Genomic DNA, 17929 nt, shown 5'->3' on the forward strand with positions numbered 1-17929 from the left:
AACGAGGGGGCACTCACGAGTACGGTCGGGCGTTGGACAGGGGAATCACCTGTCCCATTTGCCATGTACGTCATGCACCAGGAGGCCACCGGCGATGTCGGTCCAGCAGACAGACGCAACTCAGCGCGGCGAGCAGATCCTCGCCGTCTTCGAGGCCGCGTTCGGCAGGCTCCTGGCCGCCGACCCGGCCGCCTTCCGGGTGAAGTTCCGCAAGATGGCCGCCTCCGCCTTCGCCTTCTACCGGGGCACGGCCGGCCTGTTCTACGCCGATCTGGAACGCGAGCAGAACGCCGGCCCGTACCTGGACGAGCGCACCGGGCGGGTGTGGATCCACGGCGACCTGCACGCCGAGAATTTCGGCACGTACATGGACTCCCAGGGCCGGCTGATCTTCAACGTCAACGACTTCGACGAGGCGTACGTCGGCCCCTTCACCTGGGACCTCAAGCGCTTCGCCGCCTCCGTCGCGCTCATCGGCTACACCAAGGCCCTCAGCGACGACCAGATCACCGATCTGGTGCGGACGTACGCCGCCGCCTACCGCGAGCGCATCCACGCCCTGGCGACCGGAGCGAAGAACGACGAGGTGCCGCCCTTCACCTTGGACACGGCCGAGGGCCCGCTGCTCGGCGCGCTGCGCTCGGCCCGCTCGCTGACCCGCTTCGGGCTGCTCGAATCGATGACCGAGATCCGCGACTTCGAGCGCCGCTTCGCCGCCGACGGCACCTCGGTCGACCTCGACGCCGCCACCCGCTACAAGGTCCTCGCGGCCTTCGACGGCTATCTGGAGACGCTGCCCGAGGCCAGCCTGACGCGCCCCGACTCCTACCGCGTGAAGGACGTCGTCGGGCGGCGCGGCATCGGAATAGGGTCCGCCGGCCTGCCCTCGTACAACATCCTGCTCGAAGGCAACAGCGACGCCCTCGAGAACGACGTCGTGATCTACATGAAGCAGGCACAGACCCCGGCGGTCTCCCGGCACATCACCGACAGCGCCGTGCGTGACTACTTCCAGCACGAGGGGCACCGCACGGTGATCTCGCAGCGCGCCCTCCAGGCGCACGCGGACCCGTGGCTGGGGTGGACCGAGCTGGACGGAACGGGGCAGCTGGTCGCGGAGGTCTCGCCGTACGCCGTGGACCTGGACTGGTCGGACATCGACGAGGTGGAGGAGATCGCGGCGGTCGTCGCCGACCTCGGGAGGGCGACCGCAACCATGCACTCGGCGGCGGACGACGAGAGCGGCCACTCGCTGGTGCCGTTCTCCACCGAGCGCGCGATCGACGCGGCGATCGCGGGCGACGAGGACAACTTCGGGGACCTGCTGGTGGACTTCGCGCACTCCTACGGAGCGCGGGCGCGGGCCGATCACCAGATCTTCGTCGACCTGTTCCGCAACGGCCGGATCCCCGGCCTCTGACCGGCCCACCGTCACGCCTTTAGGGCTCTCTTACAGGAACCCGTGGCAAACTCACGGGCTATGGACGTATCGGGGACGCAGCTGAGGGCGGTGCGTGCGGCGCTTTTCACCGCGCTCGTCGTCACGCTCTCCGCCGCGTCCCATGTGCTGCTCTCCCGGGTCCCGCTGCCGCTGACCGTGGTGGCCGGGATCGCGGCCACCGTGTTCGCCGTCGCGTACGCACTGGCGGGCCGGGAGCGCGGCTTCGGCGCCATCGCCGGTCTGCTCGTACCGCTGGAGCTGGCCGCCGACACGGTCTTCACCACCGGACAGCACCTCTGTTACGGGGCTGCGGGCGGCCCGGTCGCGGGCTCTTTGCGTTCGGTCGGATTCGACGTGCTGTGCGGCGGCGGCGCGAAGGGCGGGCTCGGTGCTCCGCTCGTACGGGTCACGGGCCCCCAGGAGAGCGCCGCCGCCCTCCTCAGCTCCCCCGACCCCGCCCTGCCCTGGCTGCTGCTCGCCGCCCACGTCACGGTGGGGCTGCTCGCCGCGGCCTGGCTGCGGCGCGGTGAGGCGGCGCTCGCGGGTCTCGTGCGGACCTTGGCCGCGTTCACCTTCCGGCCGCTGCTGATCGCCGTCGCCGCGACCGGCGCGGCCCACTGGCCCGTACGCCGCGCGGTGCGGCCCACCCGCCGGGCCCGCACCGCCTCCCCCGGCCGCCTGTTCGTGCACTCCGTAGGACGCAGGGGTCCGCCGCGCTCGGCACCCGTTTTCGCCTGAGCCCAGCAGCCCCCAGTCCAGCCACCCAGTCCCCCTTACGGACTTACGGAGAACACGACCATGAGTGCACGCAACAACCAGGCCAACAAGGCAGCGGCCCGCGAGCGGCTGCGCGCCGAGCGCGAGCGTCAGGCCAAGAAGGACAGGACCCGCCGCCAGCTGATCGTCGCCCTTTCGATCGTCGGCGTCCTGGCGGTGGCCGGCGGCGTCGGCTACGGCGTCATGCAGGCGAACAAGCCGTCCGCCTGGGAGGCCGCCAAGAACCAGAAGCAGGTCACCGCTCCGGCGAACACCACGGGCAAGGACGGCACGACCGTCGTCGTCGGCAAGAAGGACGCCAAGAAGACGCTGGAGCTGTACGAGGACTCGCGCTGCCCCGTCTGCGCCACGTTCGAGCAGGCCAACGGCGAGACGATTCTGAAGGACGTCGACGCCGGCAAGTACAAGGTCAAGTACATCGGCGCCACCTTCATCGACACGACCATCCCCGGTGAGGGCTCGCGGAACGCGCTGAGCGCGCTGGGCGCCGCGCTCGACGTCAGCCCCGAGGCGTTCCTGGAGTACAAGGGCGCGCTGTACTCGCAGAAGAACCACCCCGAGGAGCAGGACGACAAGTTCGCGAAGGACGACTACCTGATCAAGGTGGCCGACGAGGTGGACGCTTTGAAGGGCAACAAGAAGTTCCAGCGGAACGTGCAGGACGGCACCTTCGACGCCTGGGCGCTGAAGATGTCGGACACCTTCGACAAGAGCGGTGTGAAGGGGACGCCGACGCTCAAGATGGACGGCGAGAAGGTCACCGGTTCGGACGGCGAGAACCCGCCCATGGCGCCTGCGGAGTTCAAGGCGGCGATCGACAAGGCCCTCAAGGCGTAGCGGCCGCACGGCACTTCACCCAAGGGCGGGCGAACGTTCTTGCGTTTGCCCACCCTTGGGCCGTACTGATCAGTAATGTACGGCTGTGACCAGTCGATTCGCTTCATCTCCCAGCCGCCGCACGGCCCTCAAGGCCGCCGCCGCCACCGCTGTCGCCGCCCCTGTCGTCGCCGGTACGAGTTCCGGAGCCGCTGCTGCCGACGCCGTACAGAGACCCGCATTCCTCCATGGAGTCGCTTCCGGCGACCCGTTGCCCGACGGTGTCCTCCTGTGGACCCGAATAACTCCCACCCCTGACGCCGGGCCGGGCTCCGGCAAGGGGCCCGATGTGGCGGTGAGTTGGGAGGTCGCCGAGGACAAGGGGTTCTCGAAGACCGTCGCCCGCGGTACGACAACCGCGAGCGCGGCGGCCGACCACACCGTCAAGGTCGACGTAAGGGGCTTGGCTCAGGGAGCCGCCTATTACTTCCGCTTCACCGCGGGCGAGGTCGTGTCCCCCACCGCCCGCACCCGCACCGCTCCGGCCGCCGACGCCGACACGCCCGGCGTGCGCTTCGGCGTCGTCTCCTGCGCCAACTGGGAGTCGGGTTACTTCTCGGCGTACCGGCATCTCGCCGCCCGCGCCGACCTCGACGCGGTCCTCCACCTCGGCGACTACCTGTACGAGTACGCGACGGGCGGCTACCCCGCGCCCCCGGCCGTCGTACGGCAGCACGAGCCGGCCCACGAGATCCTCACCCTCGCCGACTACCGCACCCGCCACGGCAAGTACAAGACCGACGCCGATCTCCAGGCGCTGCACGCCGCGCACCCGGTCATAGCCATCTGGGACGACCACGAAATGGCCAACGACGCCTGGTCGGGCGGCGCGCAGAACCACACGCCGGGCGCGGAGGGCGAGTGGTCCGCGCGCGTGGCCGCCGCGAAGCAGGCGTACTTCGAGTGGATGCCGGTCCGCGCCTCCACGGAGGGCACCGTCTACCGACGGCTGCGCTTCGGCAAGCTGGCCGATCTGCACCTGCTCGACCTGAGGTCGTTCCGCTCCCAGCAGGCGAAAATCGGCAACGGCTCGGTCGACGACCCCGAGCGTACGATCACGGGCCGTGCCCAGCTCGACTGGCTCAAGTCCGGGCTCACCTCCTCCGACGCCGTCTGGAAGCTGGTCGGTACGTCGGTGATGATCTCGCCGGTGGCCTTCGGCTCCGTACCGGCCCATCTGCTGGAGCCGCTGGCCGAGTTGCTCGGTCTGCCCAAGGAAGGACTCGCGGTCAACGTCGACCAGTGGGACGGCTACACCGACGACCGCAAGGAGCTGATCACCCACCTCAGGGACCGGGCGATCAAGAACACGGTCTTCCTGACCGGTGACATCCACATGGCATGGGCCAACGACGTACCGGTCAGAGCGGCGACGTATCCGATCTCGCCGTCGGCGGCGACCGAGTTCGTGGTCACCTCGGTCTCCTCGGACAACCTCGACGACATCCTGCACGTCGCGCCCCAGACCGTCTCGCTGGTCGCCGCCACGGCGGTCAAGGCCGCCAACCGCCATGTGAAGTGGCTGGACATGGACTCTCACGGCTTCGGCGTCCTCGACGTCACGGGCGAGCGCTCGCAGATGGACTACTTCGTCATCTCCGACAAGACACGTCAGGACGCGACCGCGCGCTGGACGCGCTCGTACCGCACGCTCAGCGGAACGCAGAAGGTCGAGCGGGTGAACCAGCCGGTTCGCTGACAGGCGATTTTCAGCCACCAAGCAACCTGTTGCGAGCAGATCACGCCAGGAGGCGGGTGGTGTTAATCCGCCATCCGAATGCGGACACACCACCCGCCTCGGTAGCCCCAGGCCTTACCTGCGCATCTCAAAGTCTGGACCAGGCTGAAAGTTTTCGTCCCGATGTCCCAATTGCTCTGAGGATTGATTGGGCTTGATCGCTTCTCATCGAGATCTGACATGCACACATAACCTCCGGGCAGCGGCGAGGAACAACCCACCCTCGCCCACCCCCGCGAGGAGTCAACGTGCGTGCTCTTGCCCGTATATCCCCCCTTCTGCGCAAGCGGTTCATAGGTACGGCGGTAATGGCTGGAACCCTGGCCCTGTCCACCCTGTCCGCACCCGCCGGCATCGCCGTCGCCAAGGCGCCCGCCGAGAAGGCCGAGAAGTGCGTCGAGGAGACCCACGCGAGCGCCACCGCCCGCGAGGCGCGTCCCTCGGGCGACCAGCACGCCCACGAGCCCAACGAGGTCACGGCCGCCAAGGCCCAGGCCATGGACGCGGACCTGCGCAGGAGACTCGACAAGCTGCGCACGTCGGGCGGCGCCGCCAGGGACTTCTCGGCCACCGCCGTGACGAACATCCCGGTGTACTTCCACGTCATTCACAGCGGCACCACCGGCAAACTGACGACGACCGACATCAACAACCAGATGGCGGTCCTCAACTCGGCGTTCGGCGGCCAGGGCACCGGAAACGCCAACTCCAACTTCCAGTTCACGCTGGCCGCCACGGACTACACGGACAACGCCTCCTGGTACAACCTGGCGTCCGGCTCGACCGCCGAGAAGGAGATGAAGGCCGCCCTGCGTCAGGGCGGCGCCGGCGCGCTCAACTTCTACACCGCCAACCTCAGCGGCGGACTGCTCGGCTGGGCGACCTTCCCGAGCTCGTACCAGTCAAACCCGACCATGGACGGCGTCGTCGTCCTCGACAAGTCGCTCCCGGGCGGCAGCTCCGCCAACTACAACGAGGGCGACACCGCCACCCACGAGGTCGGCCACTGGCTGGGGCTCTACCACACCTTCCAGGGCGGCTGTAACGGCAACGGCGACTACGTCACCGACACCCCGGCCGAGAAGAGCGCGGCGTACCAGTGCCCGACCGGCCGTGACTCCTGCGCCAGCAAGCCCGGCGTCGACCCGGTCCACAACTTCATGGACTACACGTACGACAACTGCATGTACCAGTTCACGACCGGCCAGGTGACGCGGATGGCCGACAACTGGACGGCGTACCGCGCCGGCTGACCGAACCAGCAGGCCGAGGCCTCGCGCTTCCCGCCGCAGCGGGTACGCGCGGGGCCTCGCGCCGCTCTACAGCGTCGCCAGGAAGCCGGCTGCGACCTTCCACGTCGTCGTCGCCGCTTCGGCGTCGTAGTCCGGCAGCTCCGGGTCGGTGTAGAGGTGCCCGGCCCCCGGATAGCGATAGATCTCCACGTCAGCGCCGGCCCGCCGCATCCGCAGATACCAGGCGTTCAGCCAGTCGTCGGACTCGAAGGGATCGGGGTCCGCGACATGCAGCTGTACGGGCAGACCCTGCGCCGAAGCGTCGTCCGCGATGTCCGAGGTGCCGTGCAGAAGCAGCAGCCCACGGGCCTTCTCGTCACCGAGCGCCAGATTCTGCGCGACGGACCCGCCGAAGGAGAAACCGGCGTACACCAGACCGCTCTCGGAGTGCGGGGCAGCGGCGAGGACGGCGCGCCGCAGCAGCTCGTCCCGGCCGATGCCGTCCTTGATCGCCATACCCTCCTCCACGGTTTCGGCGGTTTGCCCGTCGAAGAGGTCGGGCACGTGCACCTGGTGCCCGGCGGCACGTAGCCGCTCTGCCGCGGCGTGCACCGCCGGGCGCAGACCGCAGACGGAGTGGAAAAGCATGATGTCCATCCCGTCATCCTCCCATTTAGCGTCGGAGTCATGGAGAACGTACTGCGCCCGTTGCTGGTCATTGGTGGCTCGGTCGCGCTCACGCTGCTCGTCGGCTGGGCCGCCGATCTCCTTTTGCGCCGGACCGATGCCCGTCACCACGAGACCCCCCTGTGGGGCCTGCTGCGCCGCTGCCGCGTCCCACTGCAGGTGCTGCTGCTCGCCGCGGTCCTGAGAGGGGCGTACGCGAAGACCGACCTGAGGATGGTCCAGGACCACAGGGCCGGTATCGGCCAGACGCTCTCGCTGGTGCTGATCGGTGCCAGTGCGTGGCTGGTGGTGCGGATCGCCTCCGCCATCGTGGAATCGTCGTACGCGCGCTACGCGTCCTCGACCCGCGATCCGGCCCGGGTACGGCGCGTCCGCACCCAGGTCACGCTGATCATGCGGATCGTGACCGCGGTCGTGGCGGTGGTGGCGGTCGGCGCGATGCTGATGACCTTCCCCGGCATGCGGACGATCGGTACGTCGATGCTCGCCTCGGCCGGAATCATCGGCATCGTGGCCGGTGTCGCGGCCCAGTCGACCCTCGGCAACCTCTTCGCCGGCTTCCAGATCGCCTTCGGTGACATGGTGCGCATAGGGGACACGGTGGTCGTGGACGGCGAATGGGGCACGGTGGAGGAGGTCACGCTCACGTTCCTGGCCGTACGGACCTGGGACGAGCGGCGGATCACCATGCCGGTGTCGTACTTCACCAGCAAGCCGTTCGAGAACTGGTCGCGCGGCGGCGCCCAGATGACCGGCACGGTCTTCTTCCACCTCGACCACAGCGCGCCGGTGGACCTGATGCGGGAGAAGCTCCAGGAGATCCTGGGCACGTGCAAGGCGTGGGACGGCCGCGACTGGGGCCTGGCGGTCACCGATACGACGCCGAACACCATGCAGGTACGGGCGGTCGTCACGGCCAAGGACGCGGACGACGTCTGGACGGTGCGATGCACGGTTCGCGAGCAGCTGATCGGCTGGCTGGCCGAGAAGCACCCGTATGCCCTCCCCCGCATCGCCACGGCCCCGGCGGCCCACCCCCCGAACGGCAACGGCCACCGCCCGCCGGAGGCGATCACGCGTGCCGAGGACGACACGACCGACACGACCGACACGACCCCGCGCACGGGCCGCGGGTGACTCGTCGGGAGGCGCCTACCGCAGGCTGCGCACGTCCAAGTGATGCGTACTGATGCCCGGTTGATCCATACCGTCGGGGCATGACCCACGGAATCCTCACGGCGGCACTCATTGCGGTCGACAACCTCCGGGTCCGCCCCCGGTTCGTTCCGTGCGGACAGCACCTCGTGCCGCGCCGCCGACATCATCTCGCGCTGGATCCGGTGCACGGACTTCACCCGCTCGACGCGCTGCGCGTACGCCTCGCGCCGCTCGTCGTCCACGATGTCCGGACTGATCCTCGCCCCGATGTCGAACGCACCACGCAGGAGCCGCTCCAGGACGTCCTCGGGCAGGTCCTCGACGTCCTGGATCTCCTTGAGCCTGCGCTTGGCGGCCTTGGCGGCCCGTACCGCGAGCCCGTGTTCGAGCTCGCGCTCCGCCCCCGTGTCCGCGCGTACGCCGAGCCTGCGCACCAGCCACGGCAGCGTGAGCCCCTGGACGACGAGTGTCGTCAGGATGACCGAGAACGCGATGAAGATGATCTCGTCCCGCGCCGGGAACGGCGAACCGTCGGCCGTCTTCAGCGGAATCGCCAGCGCCAGCGCGACCGACGCCACGCCCCGCATCCCCGACCACCACATGACGACGGTCTCCCGCCAGCTGACGGGAATGTCCTCGTCGTAGTCCCGCAGCGTGTGCAGCCGCTTGGCCAGCCAGGTCGCCGGCAGCAGCCACGCCAGCCGTACGCCGACGACCACCGCGACGATCGCTCCGCCCCAGCCGAGCATCTCGCCCAGGCGGTCGTCAGCCGTACCGAAGACGTTGTGCAGCTCCAGGCCGATCAGCCCGAACGCGACACCGGTGACCAGGGTGTCGACGATCTGCCAGAAGGTCCGTCCGGCGATGCGGCCGAGTACGTCGTCGGCGTCGACGGCGTGCTCGGCCAGATACAGCGCGATGACGAGTACGGCGAGCACGCCGGAGCCCTTGAACTCCTCCGCCAGCACATAGGCGACGAAGGGCGCCAGCAGCGTCAGGCTGATCTGCAGGGTCGCATCGCCGAGGTAGCCCATCAGCTTGTCGGTCGTCCAGCCGAGCCCGAACCCGACGACGACGGCGACGAGAGCGGAGAGAAAGAGCTCGCCGACCGCGACCGGCCAGGAGAACGTTCCGCTCACCGCCGCCGCGATCGCCACGTGATAGAGCACGATGGCCGTCACATCGTTGAACAGCCCCTCGCCCTCCAGGATCGACACGAGCCGCCGCGGCAGCCCCAACGAACCGGCCACGGCAGTCGCCGCGATCGGGTCGGGCGGGGCGACGAGCGCCCCCAGCGCGATGGCCGCGGCCAGCGGCAGCCCCGGCACGAGGGCGCCCGCGACGGCGGCCACGGCGGCCATCGTCACGAAGACGAGCGCCACTGCGAGCAGCAGGATGGGCCTGATGTTCGCGGCGAACTGCCGCCACGAGGTGCGCTGTACGGCGGCGTACAGCAGCGGCGGCAGGACCAGCGGCAGGATGTACTCGGGCGGGATCTCGACGTTCGGTACGAACGGCAGCAGCGCCAGAACGATTCCGGCGAGCGTCATCAGTACCGGCGCCGGCAGCCCGAGACGTTCCCCGAGCGGCACCGTGACGACGGCCCCGAGCAACAGCAGGAACAGCAGGGCCAATTGATCCACGGTGCACCTTCCGGCGGTTCGGAATCTCGACAATCAATGACGATCAGCGACGATCAGCGCCGATCAAGACCCCAAGCGTGCCACTACTCCCGGATCCGCTGCCGGATCCAGACGCCGGCTCTGGACAGCCCCGGCGCCCCTTTCCCCACCATCAGCGGGCAGCGAAATGGGGCCACAGCCTTGAGCTGTGACCCCATGAGCGCGCTGAGCCGCGCCTACAACCCGCGCCTCATCGCCTGGTGCGGAATGCCCGCGTCCGGGAATTCCGGCCCGTACCCGGCGTACCCGAGCCGCTCGTAGAAGCCGAGCGCGTGCGTCTGCGCGTGCAGGTCCACCGCGCGCAGCCCCCGCTCCCGCGCCGCGCCCTCGATCGCCCGCACCAGCGCCGCCCCGACGCCGAGCCCGCGCGCCTCGCGGCGGACGGCCAGCCTGCCGAGCGAGCCGACCGACTCGTCCCCGCCGGTCTTGCCGGCCGCGGCGGCCCCGTACAGCAGCCGCCCCGTGCCGAGCGGCAGCCCGTCGCCGGTCACGGCCAGGACGTGCACCGCGCCGGCGTCGTACGCGTCGTACTCGATGTCGGCGGGCACCCGCTGCTCGACGACGAAGACCTGCTTGCGTACGGCGAAACAGGCTTCCATGTCGGCAGGCCCGTCAGCGATCCGGACGACGTACGCGGCGGACGTACTCATCGCCGCGCGCTCACTCGCTCTCGGCGCGGATCACATCCAGCGCCTTCTGGAGGTCGGCGGGGTACGAGCTCTCGAACTCGACCCACTGCCCGTCCGACGGGTGCTCGAAGCCGAGCCGCATCGCGTGCAGCCACTGCCGCGTCAGGCCGAGCCGCTTGCCCATCGTCGGGTCGGCGCCGTACGTCAGGTCACCCACGCACGGGTGGCGGTGAGCGGACATGTGCACGCGGATCTGGTGCGTACGCCCGGTCTCCAGCTTGATGTCGAGGAGCGACGCGGCCCTGAAGGCCTCGATCAGGTCGTAGTGCGTGACGGAAGGCTTGCCCTCGGCCGTCACGGCCCACTTGTAGTCGTGGTTGGGGTGGCGCCCGATCGGGGCGTCGATCGTGCCGCTCATCGGGTCGGGGTGGCCCTGGACCAGCGCGTGGTACTTCTTCACGACGACCCGGTCCCGGAACTGCGCCTTGAGCAGCGTGTACGCCCGCTCCGACTTGGCCACGACCATGAGGCCCGACGTACCGACGTCGAGGCGGTGCACGATGCCCTGGCGCTCGGCGGCGCCCGACGTCGAGATGCGGTACCCGGCGGCGGCGAGCCCGCCGATGACGGTGGTGCCGGTCCAGCCGGGGCTGGGGTGGGCGGCGACGCCGACGGGCTTGTCTATGACGACGATGTCGTCGTCGTCATGCACGATCTCCATGCCCTCGACGGGCTCGGCGACGATCTGTACGGGGGCTGCGGCCTGCGGCATCTCCACCTCGAGCCAGGCCCCGCCGTGGACCCGCTCGGACTTCCCGACCACCGCCCCGTCGACCTGAACCTTCCCGGCGGCGGCAAGCTCGGCCGCCTTCGTACGGGAAAACCCGAACATCCGGGAAATGGCGGCGTCGACGCGCTCGCCCTCAAGGCCATCGGGTACGGGCAGGGTGCGGAACTCGGGAATGGTACTCACCCGTCGAGTATGCCTTGTCAGTCCTTGTGAACGGTCCCGTCGGGGTCCAGCCCCCGGAACGACAGGATCACAATCAGAATGCCGCCGCACACGATCGCCGAGTCCGCGAGGTTGAAGACCGCGAAGTTCGCCGGGGCGATGAAGTCCACCACGGCGCCCTTGAAGACGCCGGGCGAGCGGAAGATCCGGTCGGTGAGGTTGCCGAGCGCGCCACCGAGCAGCAGGCCGAGCGCGATGGCCCAGGGCAGGCTGTAGAGCTTGCGCGCGAGCCGGGCGATCACCACGATCACGGCGGCCGCGATGGCCGTGAAGATGACGGTGAAGGCCTCGCCGATGCCGAACGCGGCGCCGGCGTTCCTGATCGCCTCGAACCTCAGCAGGTCACCGATGACCTGGATCGGCTCGTGATGCTCCAGCTTGGCCACCACGAGCATCTTGGTGCTCAGATCCAGTACGTAGGCCACCAGGGCCACCGTGAACAGCACAGCGATCCTGCGCTTGCCCCTGCCCGCCGGCTGCTCGTCCGCAGCCGTGCCGGGGGCCGCCGCGTCGGAGGTCTCGTCCGGCTCAGGTCCCCCGACCTCATCAGGGGTATCCGGCGTACCGATGATGCGCTCCGCCTCTGCCACGTGAGTCCCTCAACCTAGGTGCCTGACTGAGCACGAGGGTACGGCACACACGTACGGACAGACTTGTGGTGTCAGTAGCGGCGCTCCTGCTTCTGCTTGTCCTCGACGCAGAGCGTGGCGCGCGGGAAGGCCTGCATGCGCGCCTTGCCGATCGGCTTGCCGCAGACCTCACAGAGTCCGTACGTCCCCGCGTCCAGCCGCTCCAGGGCCCGCTCGGTCTGTTCCAGACGTTCGCGGGCGCTGGCCGCCAGTGCCAGCTCGTACTCGCGGGAGATGTTCTTGGTACCGGTGTCGGCCTGGTCGTCGCCCGCGCCGTCCCCGGAGTCCCGCATCAGTCCGGTCACCGCCTCCTCCGACGCGATGATCTCGGCCCTGAGACCGGCGACCTCCTGTTCCAGCGCGGCCCGCGCCTCGGCGACCTCGTCCGGGGTCCAGGGATCCTCCCCCGGCCTGACGGCGAGCTCGCCGGGGGCCGCCGGGGCGACCGTGAGGGACGCGGGAAGCCCTGTCGTCGTAGCCGTGGCCGCCTTCTTGGCGCCCGTGGTCCTGCTCGCGGTCTTCTTGGCAACCACCGTCTTGGCTCCTGTCTCTTCCGCGGCCGCAGCCGCCCCCTTGGCCGCAGGAGCGGCCCTCTTCGCAGCCGCCTTCTCGGCAGGTGCCTTCTTGGCCGGTGCCGCCTTCTTCGCCACAGCCTTCTTCGCGGCGCTCTTCTTGGCGGCGGTCTCCTTGGCAGCGGCCCTTTTCGCGACGGCCTTCTTCGCGACGGCTGCGTTGTCCGCGTGGTCCGCGTGCTCCGTCGTGCCGATCCCGTCTGCGCTCTCTGCGGCGGTCTTCTTAGCCACCATGGCCGCGGCCCCTTCACATATTGTGATCTTGCTCGCGCATCGTGCTGGGACGATAAGTCGACCCCAGCCCCGCGGCAACGGGGCACGCCGCCGGTTGGGCCCCGCCGTACGCGGGACACGGTGAGCCTGCATCGGTTGTGCCCAGCTCTCCGCCCGGTAATCCGCTCCGGGGGATGCGGGCGGAGTCCGCGGGCCGCGTATGGCCATTCGGGTTATCGGTGTACGCCCCGGCGCCGCGCGGAAAACGGGGCGGCCGCCCGGCCCCCCGGCCCGTACACTGGGCGCAGCGAAAGGCCTCGAAGGGGACGAGTAGCGTCGTACGCAGCCAAGAGCGACCCGGGGACGGTGTGAGCCCGGGGGCCGGCCCGACGTGAAGCATCACCCCTGAGCCGCCGGAAGAAAGCTTTGAACAGTGGGCTCCGCCCACGGACGCAAGGCGAGTAGAACCGGCATCGCTGCCCCAATGAGGGGGTCACGGGCGCCGCCCGGGGCCAAGGAGGGTGGTACCGCGGGAGCAGCACAGCGCTCTCGTCCCTCCGACGGAAGTCACAGTCCGCCGGAGGAATCGATGTCGCTGTACCGCCAGGTGCCCGCCCAGGTCGACCTGCCCGCCCTTGAGCACGCCGTGCTCGAATTCTGGCGCGAGAACAAGGTCTTCTCGAAGAGTCTCGAACAGTCCGAGGGACGCCCTGAGTGGGTGTTCTACGAGGGCCCGCCCACCGCCAACGGCATGCCGGGCGCGCACCACATCGAGGCCCGCGTCTTCAAGGACGTCTTCCCGCGCTTTCGCACCATGCGGGGCTATCACGTCGCCCGCAAGGCCGGCTGGGACTGCCACGGCCTGCCCGTCGAGCTCGCCGTCGAGAAGGAGCTCGGCTTCAACGGCAAGAAGGACATCGAGGCGTACGGCATCGCGGAATTCAACGCGAAGTGCCGCGAGTCGGTCACCCGCCACACCGACGCCTTCGCCGAGCTCACGACCCGCATGGGGTACTGGACGGACCTCGACAACGCGTACCGGACCATGGATCCGTCGTACGTCCAGTCGGTCTGGTGGTCCCTGAAGGAGATCTTCAACAAGGACCTGCTGGTCCAGGACCACCGCGTAGCCCCCTGGTGCCCCCGCTGCGGCACGGGCCTGTCCGACCACGAGCTGGCACAGGGCTACGAAACGGTAGTCGACCCCTCCGTCTTCGTCCGCTTCCCCCTCACCTCGGGCCCGCTCGCGGGTGAGGCGTCGCTGCTGATCTGGACAACGACTCCGTGGACCCTCGTCTCCAACACGGCGGTGGCGGCGCACCCCGACGTCACTTACGTGGTGGCCACGAACGGCGACGAAAAGCTGGTAGTGGCCCAGCCCCTCCTGGAGAAGTCCCTGGGCGAAGACTGGCAGCCGACCGGCCAGACCTTCACCGGCGCGGAGATGGAGCGCTGGACGTACGAGCGCCCCTTCGCCCTGGTCGGCTTCGAAAAGCCGGCCCATTTCGTGGTGAACGCCGACTACGTCACCACGGAGGACGGCACGGGCTTGGTCCACCAGGCTCCGGCCTTCGGTGAGGACGACCTGAAGACCTGCCGGGCGTACGGCCTCCCGGTAGTGAACCCGGTCCTCCCCGACGGCACCTTCGCCCCCGAGCTCACGCTCGTCGGCGGCCAGTTCTTCAAGAAGGCCGACGAGGCCCTCACCGCGGACCTGGACGCGCGCGGTCTCCTCTTCCGCCACACCCCGTACGAGCACAGCTACCCGCACTGCTGGCGCTGCCACACCGCGCTTCTCTACTACGCACAGCCGTCCTGGTACATCAGGACCACCGCGGTCAAGGACGCGATGCTGCGCGAGAACGAGCGGACGAACTGGTTCCCGGACTCCGTGAAGCAGGGCCGCTTCGGCGACTGGCTGAACAACAACATCGACTGGGCGCTGTCCCGCAACCGCTACTGGGGCACCCCGCTCCCGATCTGGCGCTGCGAGGACAACCACCTCACGTGCGTAGGCTCCCTGGCGGAGCTCTCCGACCTCTCCGGCACCGACCAGTCGTCCCTGGACCCGCACCGCCCGTACATCGACACGGTCACGTTCCCCTGCCCCACCTGCGAGCAGACCGCGACGCGCGTCCCCGAGGTCATCGACGCCTGGTACGACTCGGGCTCGATGCCGTTCGCGCAGTGGGGCTACCCGTACCAGAACAAGGAACTCTTCGAGAAGCGCTACCCGGCGCAGTTCATCTCGGAGGCCATCGACCAGACCCGCGGCTGGTTCTACACGCTCATGGCCGTGGGCACGCTGGTCTTCGACAAGTCGTCGTACGAGAACGTCGTCTGCCTGGGTCACATCCTGGCCGAGGACGGCCGGAAGATGTCCAAGCACCTGGGCAACACCCTCGAACCCATCCCGCTCATGGACCAGCACGGCGCGGACGCGGTCCGCTGGTTCATGGCGGCCGGCGGCTCGCCGTGGGCGGCGCGCCGCGTGGGCCACGGCACGATCCAGGAGGTGGTGAGGAAGACCCTCCTCACCTACTGGAACACGGTCGCCTTCCAGGCCCTGTACGCCCGTACGTCGAACTGGGCGCCCAGCGCCGCGGACCCGGCCCCGGCCGACCGCCCGGTGCTGGACCGCTGGCTCCTGTCGGAACTCCACGCGCTGACGGACCAGGTCACGCAGTCGATGGAGACGTTCGACACCCAGCGAGCGGGCAAGCTCCTGTCTTCCTTCGTCGACGACCTCTCGAACTGGTACGTACGCCGATCACGCCGCCGCTTCTGGCAGGGCGACAAGGCGGCGCTGCGCACCCTGCACGACGTGGTCGAGACGATCACCCGCCTGATGGCCCCCCTCACCCCCTTCATCACCGAGCGGGTCTGGCAGGACTTGATCACCCCGGTCACGCCGGACGCCCCGGAGTCGGTCCACCTCTCCACATGGCCGGACCCCGACCTCACGGCGATCGACCCCACCCTGTCCCGGCAGATGGCGCTGGTACGCCGCCTGGTCGAGCTGGGGCGGGCGACGCGGGCGGAGTCGGGCGTCAAGACCCGCCAGCCGCTGTCCCGCGCCCTGGTCGCGGCCTCGGGCTTCGAGTCCCTGACGCCCGAACTGCGGGCCCAGATCACGGAGGAGCTGAACGTCTCCTCGCTCGCCTCCCTCTCGGAGGTCGGCGGCTCGCTGGTCGACACGACCGCCAAGGCGAACTTCCGCGCCCTCGGCAAGCGCTTCGGCAAGGGTGTGCAGGCGGTGGCCAAGGCGGTGGCGGAGGCGGATGCTGCCGCGCTCTCCCTGGCCCTGCGCGAGGGCACGGCGACGGTCACGGTGAACGGCGAGACGGTCTCCCTCTCCCCCGACGAGGTCATCATCACCGAGACCCCGCGCGAGGGCTGGTCGGTGGCCTCGGACTCGGGCGCGACGGTCGCCCTGGACCTGGAGATCACTCCCGAGCTGCGGCGGGCGGGCCTGGCGCGTGACGCGATCCGGCTGATCCAGGAGGCCCGCAAGAACAGCGGCCTGGACGTGGCGGACCGTATCGCGGTCCGCTGGACCACCACCTCCGAGGAGACGGCGGCTGCCCTGTCCGAGCACGCGGCGCTGATCGCGGACGAGGTCCTGGCCCGGGACTTCACCAAGGCTGAAGCGGACGACACCTACGGCACCCCCTTCACGGACGAGGGCCTGTCCCTGACCTTCCGCCTCCGCAAGACCGAGGCGTAACCGCCACCCAGGCAACCGGGCCCGGCCGACCTCGTCGGCCGGGCCTTTGCTTGTTCTCCCACCCGCCCCTGCCCGGCACCCTCCAGCCCCTCCGGCGCTTGAGGAGCGGGGTCTGGGCAGCGCCCCAGTTCGGGAAGGGGCGTGGTGGGAAAAGAGCCCGCCGCAGGCGTCGCCCACCCGCACCGCCCGTGCGCGCGTACTCGTACGCAAAAGGGCCGGGCCCCGGGGGAGAAATCCCCGGGGCCCGGCCCTCAGCCTGCCGACGGCTACGCGCTCAGCGCGCGCAATCGCCCGTCAGTTGTCGTCCTCGTCGATCAGGAACCCGCGCATGGGCGACGGCGCCTGCTGCATCGGCTGCGGCGCCTGCGGCCGAACCGGAGCCATCGGCTGAGTCATCGCCGGCGACATCTGCTGCTGGCCGCCGTACGACGGACCGTTCGAGGACTGACCACCGTGGCCGCCCATGGACGGGTTGCCACCCATGGAGTGCCCCATCGAACCCGCACCGGCCTGTGCCATGGAACCGCTCATCTGCGGAGCCGGCGGCAGCGACGCGGTCGCCGGAGTCCGCGGCGGAGCCAGCGAGTCGTCCGCCTGGGTCTCCAGCTGTCGCAGCTGGCTCTCCAGGTAGGACTTCAGCCGGGTCCGGTACTCGCGCTCGAAGCCACGCAGGTCCTCGACCTTGCGCTCCAGCGTGGCGCGAGCGGACTCCAGGGAGCCCATCGCGACGCGGTGCTTCTCCTGCGCGTCCCGCTCCAGCGCGTCCGCCTTCGCACGGGCGTCCCGCTCCAGACCCTCGGCGCGGCTGCGCGCCTCACCGACGATCTTGTTGGCCTCGGAACGGGCCTCGGCGATCGCCTGGTCGGCGGTCTGCTGCGCCAGCGAGAGCACACGCGCGGCGCTGTCGCCGCCGGGGCCCTGACCGGGCTGCGGGAGCTGCGGACCGTGGCCGCCCATGGGGCCGCCCATCGGGCCACCCATGGGGCCCTGGCCCATCTGGCCCTGACCCATCTGCTGGCCCATCTGGCCCTGCATCTGGCCCTGGCCCATCGGGCCCTGCCCCATCGGGCCGGGACCGTGCTGGCCCTGCTGACCCTGACCGTGCTGACCGGGACCGAGCTGGCCCTGGCCCATCTGACCCTGACCGTGCTGACCCTGCTGCTGGTGACCACTGGGGCCGGCGGGCAGCTGCGGCGCACCACCGGACAGCTGGGGCGGACCCATCTGCGGGGGCTGCTGCTGGACCGGCGGGCCGGATATGGCCGCAGGCACGGGCGCGCCGGGACGATCCTGCTGCTCCGGCGGCTTGCGCATACCCTGCTGCTGCTGGTTCTGCGCGGCGGCACGCGTCGCGGCGGCCAGCTTGGCGCGCAGGTCCTCGTTCTCGCGCAGCAGGCGCGTCAGTTCGGCTTCGACCTCATCGAGGAAGGCATCGACCTCGTCCTCGTCATAGCCTTCTCGGAGGCGGACGGTCGTGAACTGCTTGTTCCGCACGTCCTCGGGGGTCAACGGCATCTCTTCTTCACCTCTACGTAGTCGTCGGCAGTCGGCAAGAC

13 protein-coding genes and 1 pseudogene are annotated in these 17929 nt (G+C 69.7%); 7 read left to right on the top strand and 7 right to left on the bottom strand.

Going from position 1 to position 17929, the window contains the following annotated elements; genetic code table 11:
* Nucleotides 1–94: 94 nt before the first annotated feature.
* From J7E96_RS00495 to J7E96_RS00515, 5 genes are all read left to right on the top strand, one after another.
* Nucleotides 95–1420, top strand: coding sequence for a DUF2252 domain-containing protein (locus tag J7E96_RS00495; RefSeq protein WP_215126227.1), 1326 nt, complete (start codon nt 95–97; stop codon nt 1418–1420).
* Nucleotides 1421–1480: 60 nt separating this feature from the next.
* Nucleotides 1481–2179: a hypothetical protein gene (locus tag J7E96_RS00500; protein ID WP_215126229.1), complete on the top strand. Its 699-nt coding sequence runs from the start codon at nt 1481–1483 to the stop codon at nt 2177–2179.
* A gap of 60 nt (nt 2180–2239) precedes the next feature.
* Nucleotides 2240–3055 carry a DsbA family protein gene (locus J7E96_RS00505; protein WP_215126231.1) on the top strand — a complete coding sequence of 272 codons (816 nt, stop codon included), beginning with the start codon at nt 2240–2242 and terminating at the stop codon, nt 3053–3055.
* A gap of 85 nt (nt 3056–3140) precedes the next feature.
* Nucleotides 3141–4793 carry an alkaline phosphatase gene (locus tag J7E96_RS00510; protein ID WP_215126233.1) on the top strand — a complete coding sequence of 551 codons (1653 nt, stop codon included), beginning with the start codon at nt 3141–3143 and terminating at the stop codon, nt 4791–4793.
* Between the two features lie 347 nt (nt 4794–5140).
* Nucleotides 5141–6085: a zinc metalloprotease gene (locus J7E96_RS00515; RefSeq protein WP_215126235.1), complete on the top strand. Its 945-nt coding sequence runs from the start codon at nt 5141–5143 to the stop codon at nt 6083–6085.
* 66 nt (nt 6086–6151) lie between these two features.
* Here J7E96_RS00515 and J7E96_RS00520 read toward each other — a convergent pair whose 3' ends face one another.
* A complete protein-coding gene (locus J7E96_RS00520) occupies nt 6152–6721 on the bottom strand; it encodes a dienelactone hydrolase family protein (protein WP_215126481.1) in 570 nt (189 codons plus the stop codon).
* A gap of 30 nt (nt 6722–6751) precedes the next feature.
* On the opposite strand from J7E96_RS00520, the gene J7E96_RS00525 reads away from it, so the two are divergent.
* A complete protein-coding gene (locus tag J7E96_RS00525) occupies nt 6752–7888 on the top strand; it encodes a mechanosensitive ion channel family protein (protein WP_215126483.1) in 1137 nt (378 codons plus the stop codon).
* Between the two features lie 113 nt (nt 7889–8001).
* Here J7E96_RS00525 and J7E96_RS00530 read toward each other — a convergent pair.
* The 5 genes and pseudogenes from J7E96_RS00530 to J7E96_RS00550 all read right to left on the bottom strand — a co-directional run.
* Nucleotides 8002–9552: pseudogene (locus J7E96_RS00530) on the bottom strand (Na+/H+ antiporter); the annotation flags it as partial.
* Between the two features lie 215 nt (nt 9553–9767).
* Nucleotides 9768–10241: a GNAT family N-acetyltransferase gene (locus J7E96_RS00535; RefSeq protein ID WP_215126236.1), complete on the bottom strand. Its 474-nt coding sequence runs from the start codon at nt 10239–10241 to the stop codon at nt 9768–9770.
* A 10-nt stretch (nt 10242–10251) separates the two neighbouring features.
* The gene (locus J7E96_RS00540) at nt 10252–11193 is read right to left on the bottom strand and encodes an RluA family pseudouridine synthase (protein WP_214977444.1); all 942 of its coding nucleotides are present in this window, start codon (nt 11191–11193) and stop codon (nt 10252–10254) included.
* Between the two features lie 17 nt (nt 11194–11210).
* Nucleotides 11211–11822 carry a signal peptidase II gene (gene lspA / locus J7E96_RS00545; protein WP_215126238.1) on the bottom strand — a complete coding sequence of 204 codons (612 nt, stop codon included), beginning with the start codon at nt 11820–11822 and terminating at the stop codon, nt 11211–11213.
* 71 nt (nt 11823–11893) lie between these two features.
* Nucleotides 11894–12667 carry a TraR/DksA family transcriptional regulator gene (locus J7E96_RS00550; RefSeq protein WP_215126240.1) on the bottom strand — a complete coding sequence of 258 codons (774 nt, stop codon included), beginning with the start codon at nt 12665–12667 and terminating at the stop codon, nt 11894–11896.
* 568 nt (nt 12668–13235) lie between these two features.
* Here J7E96_RS00550 and ileS point away from each other — a divergent pair.
* Entirely contained in the window at nt 13236–16373 is a 3138-nt protein-coding gene (gene ileS, locus J7E96_RS00555) for an isoleucine--tRNA ligase (RefSeq protein ID WP_215126242.1), read from the top strand.
* Between the two features lie 294 nt (nt 16374–16667).
* On the opposite strand, the gene J7E96_RS00560 is transcribed toward ileS, so the two are convergent.
* On the bottom strand, nt 16668–17888 hold the full coding sequence (locus tag J7E96_RS00560) for a DivIVA domain-containing protein (RefSeq protein ID WP_215126244.1): 1221 nt from the start codon (nt 17886–17888) through the stop codon (nt 16668–16670).
* Nucleotides 17889–17929 lie beyond the last annotated feature (41 nt).

It is taken from the genome of Streptomyces sp. ISL-96 (genome assembly GCF_018614035.1).
Taxonomy (GTDB): domain Bacteria; phylum Actinomycetota; class Actinomycetes; order Streptomycetales; family Streptomycetaceae; genus Streptomyces.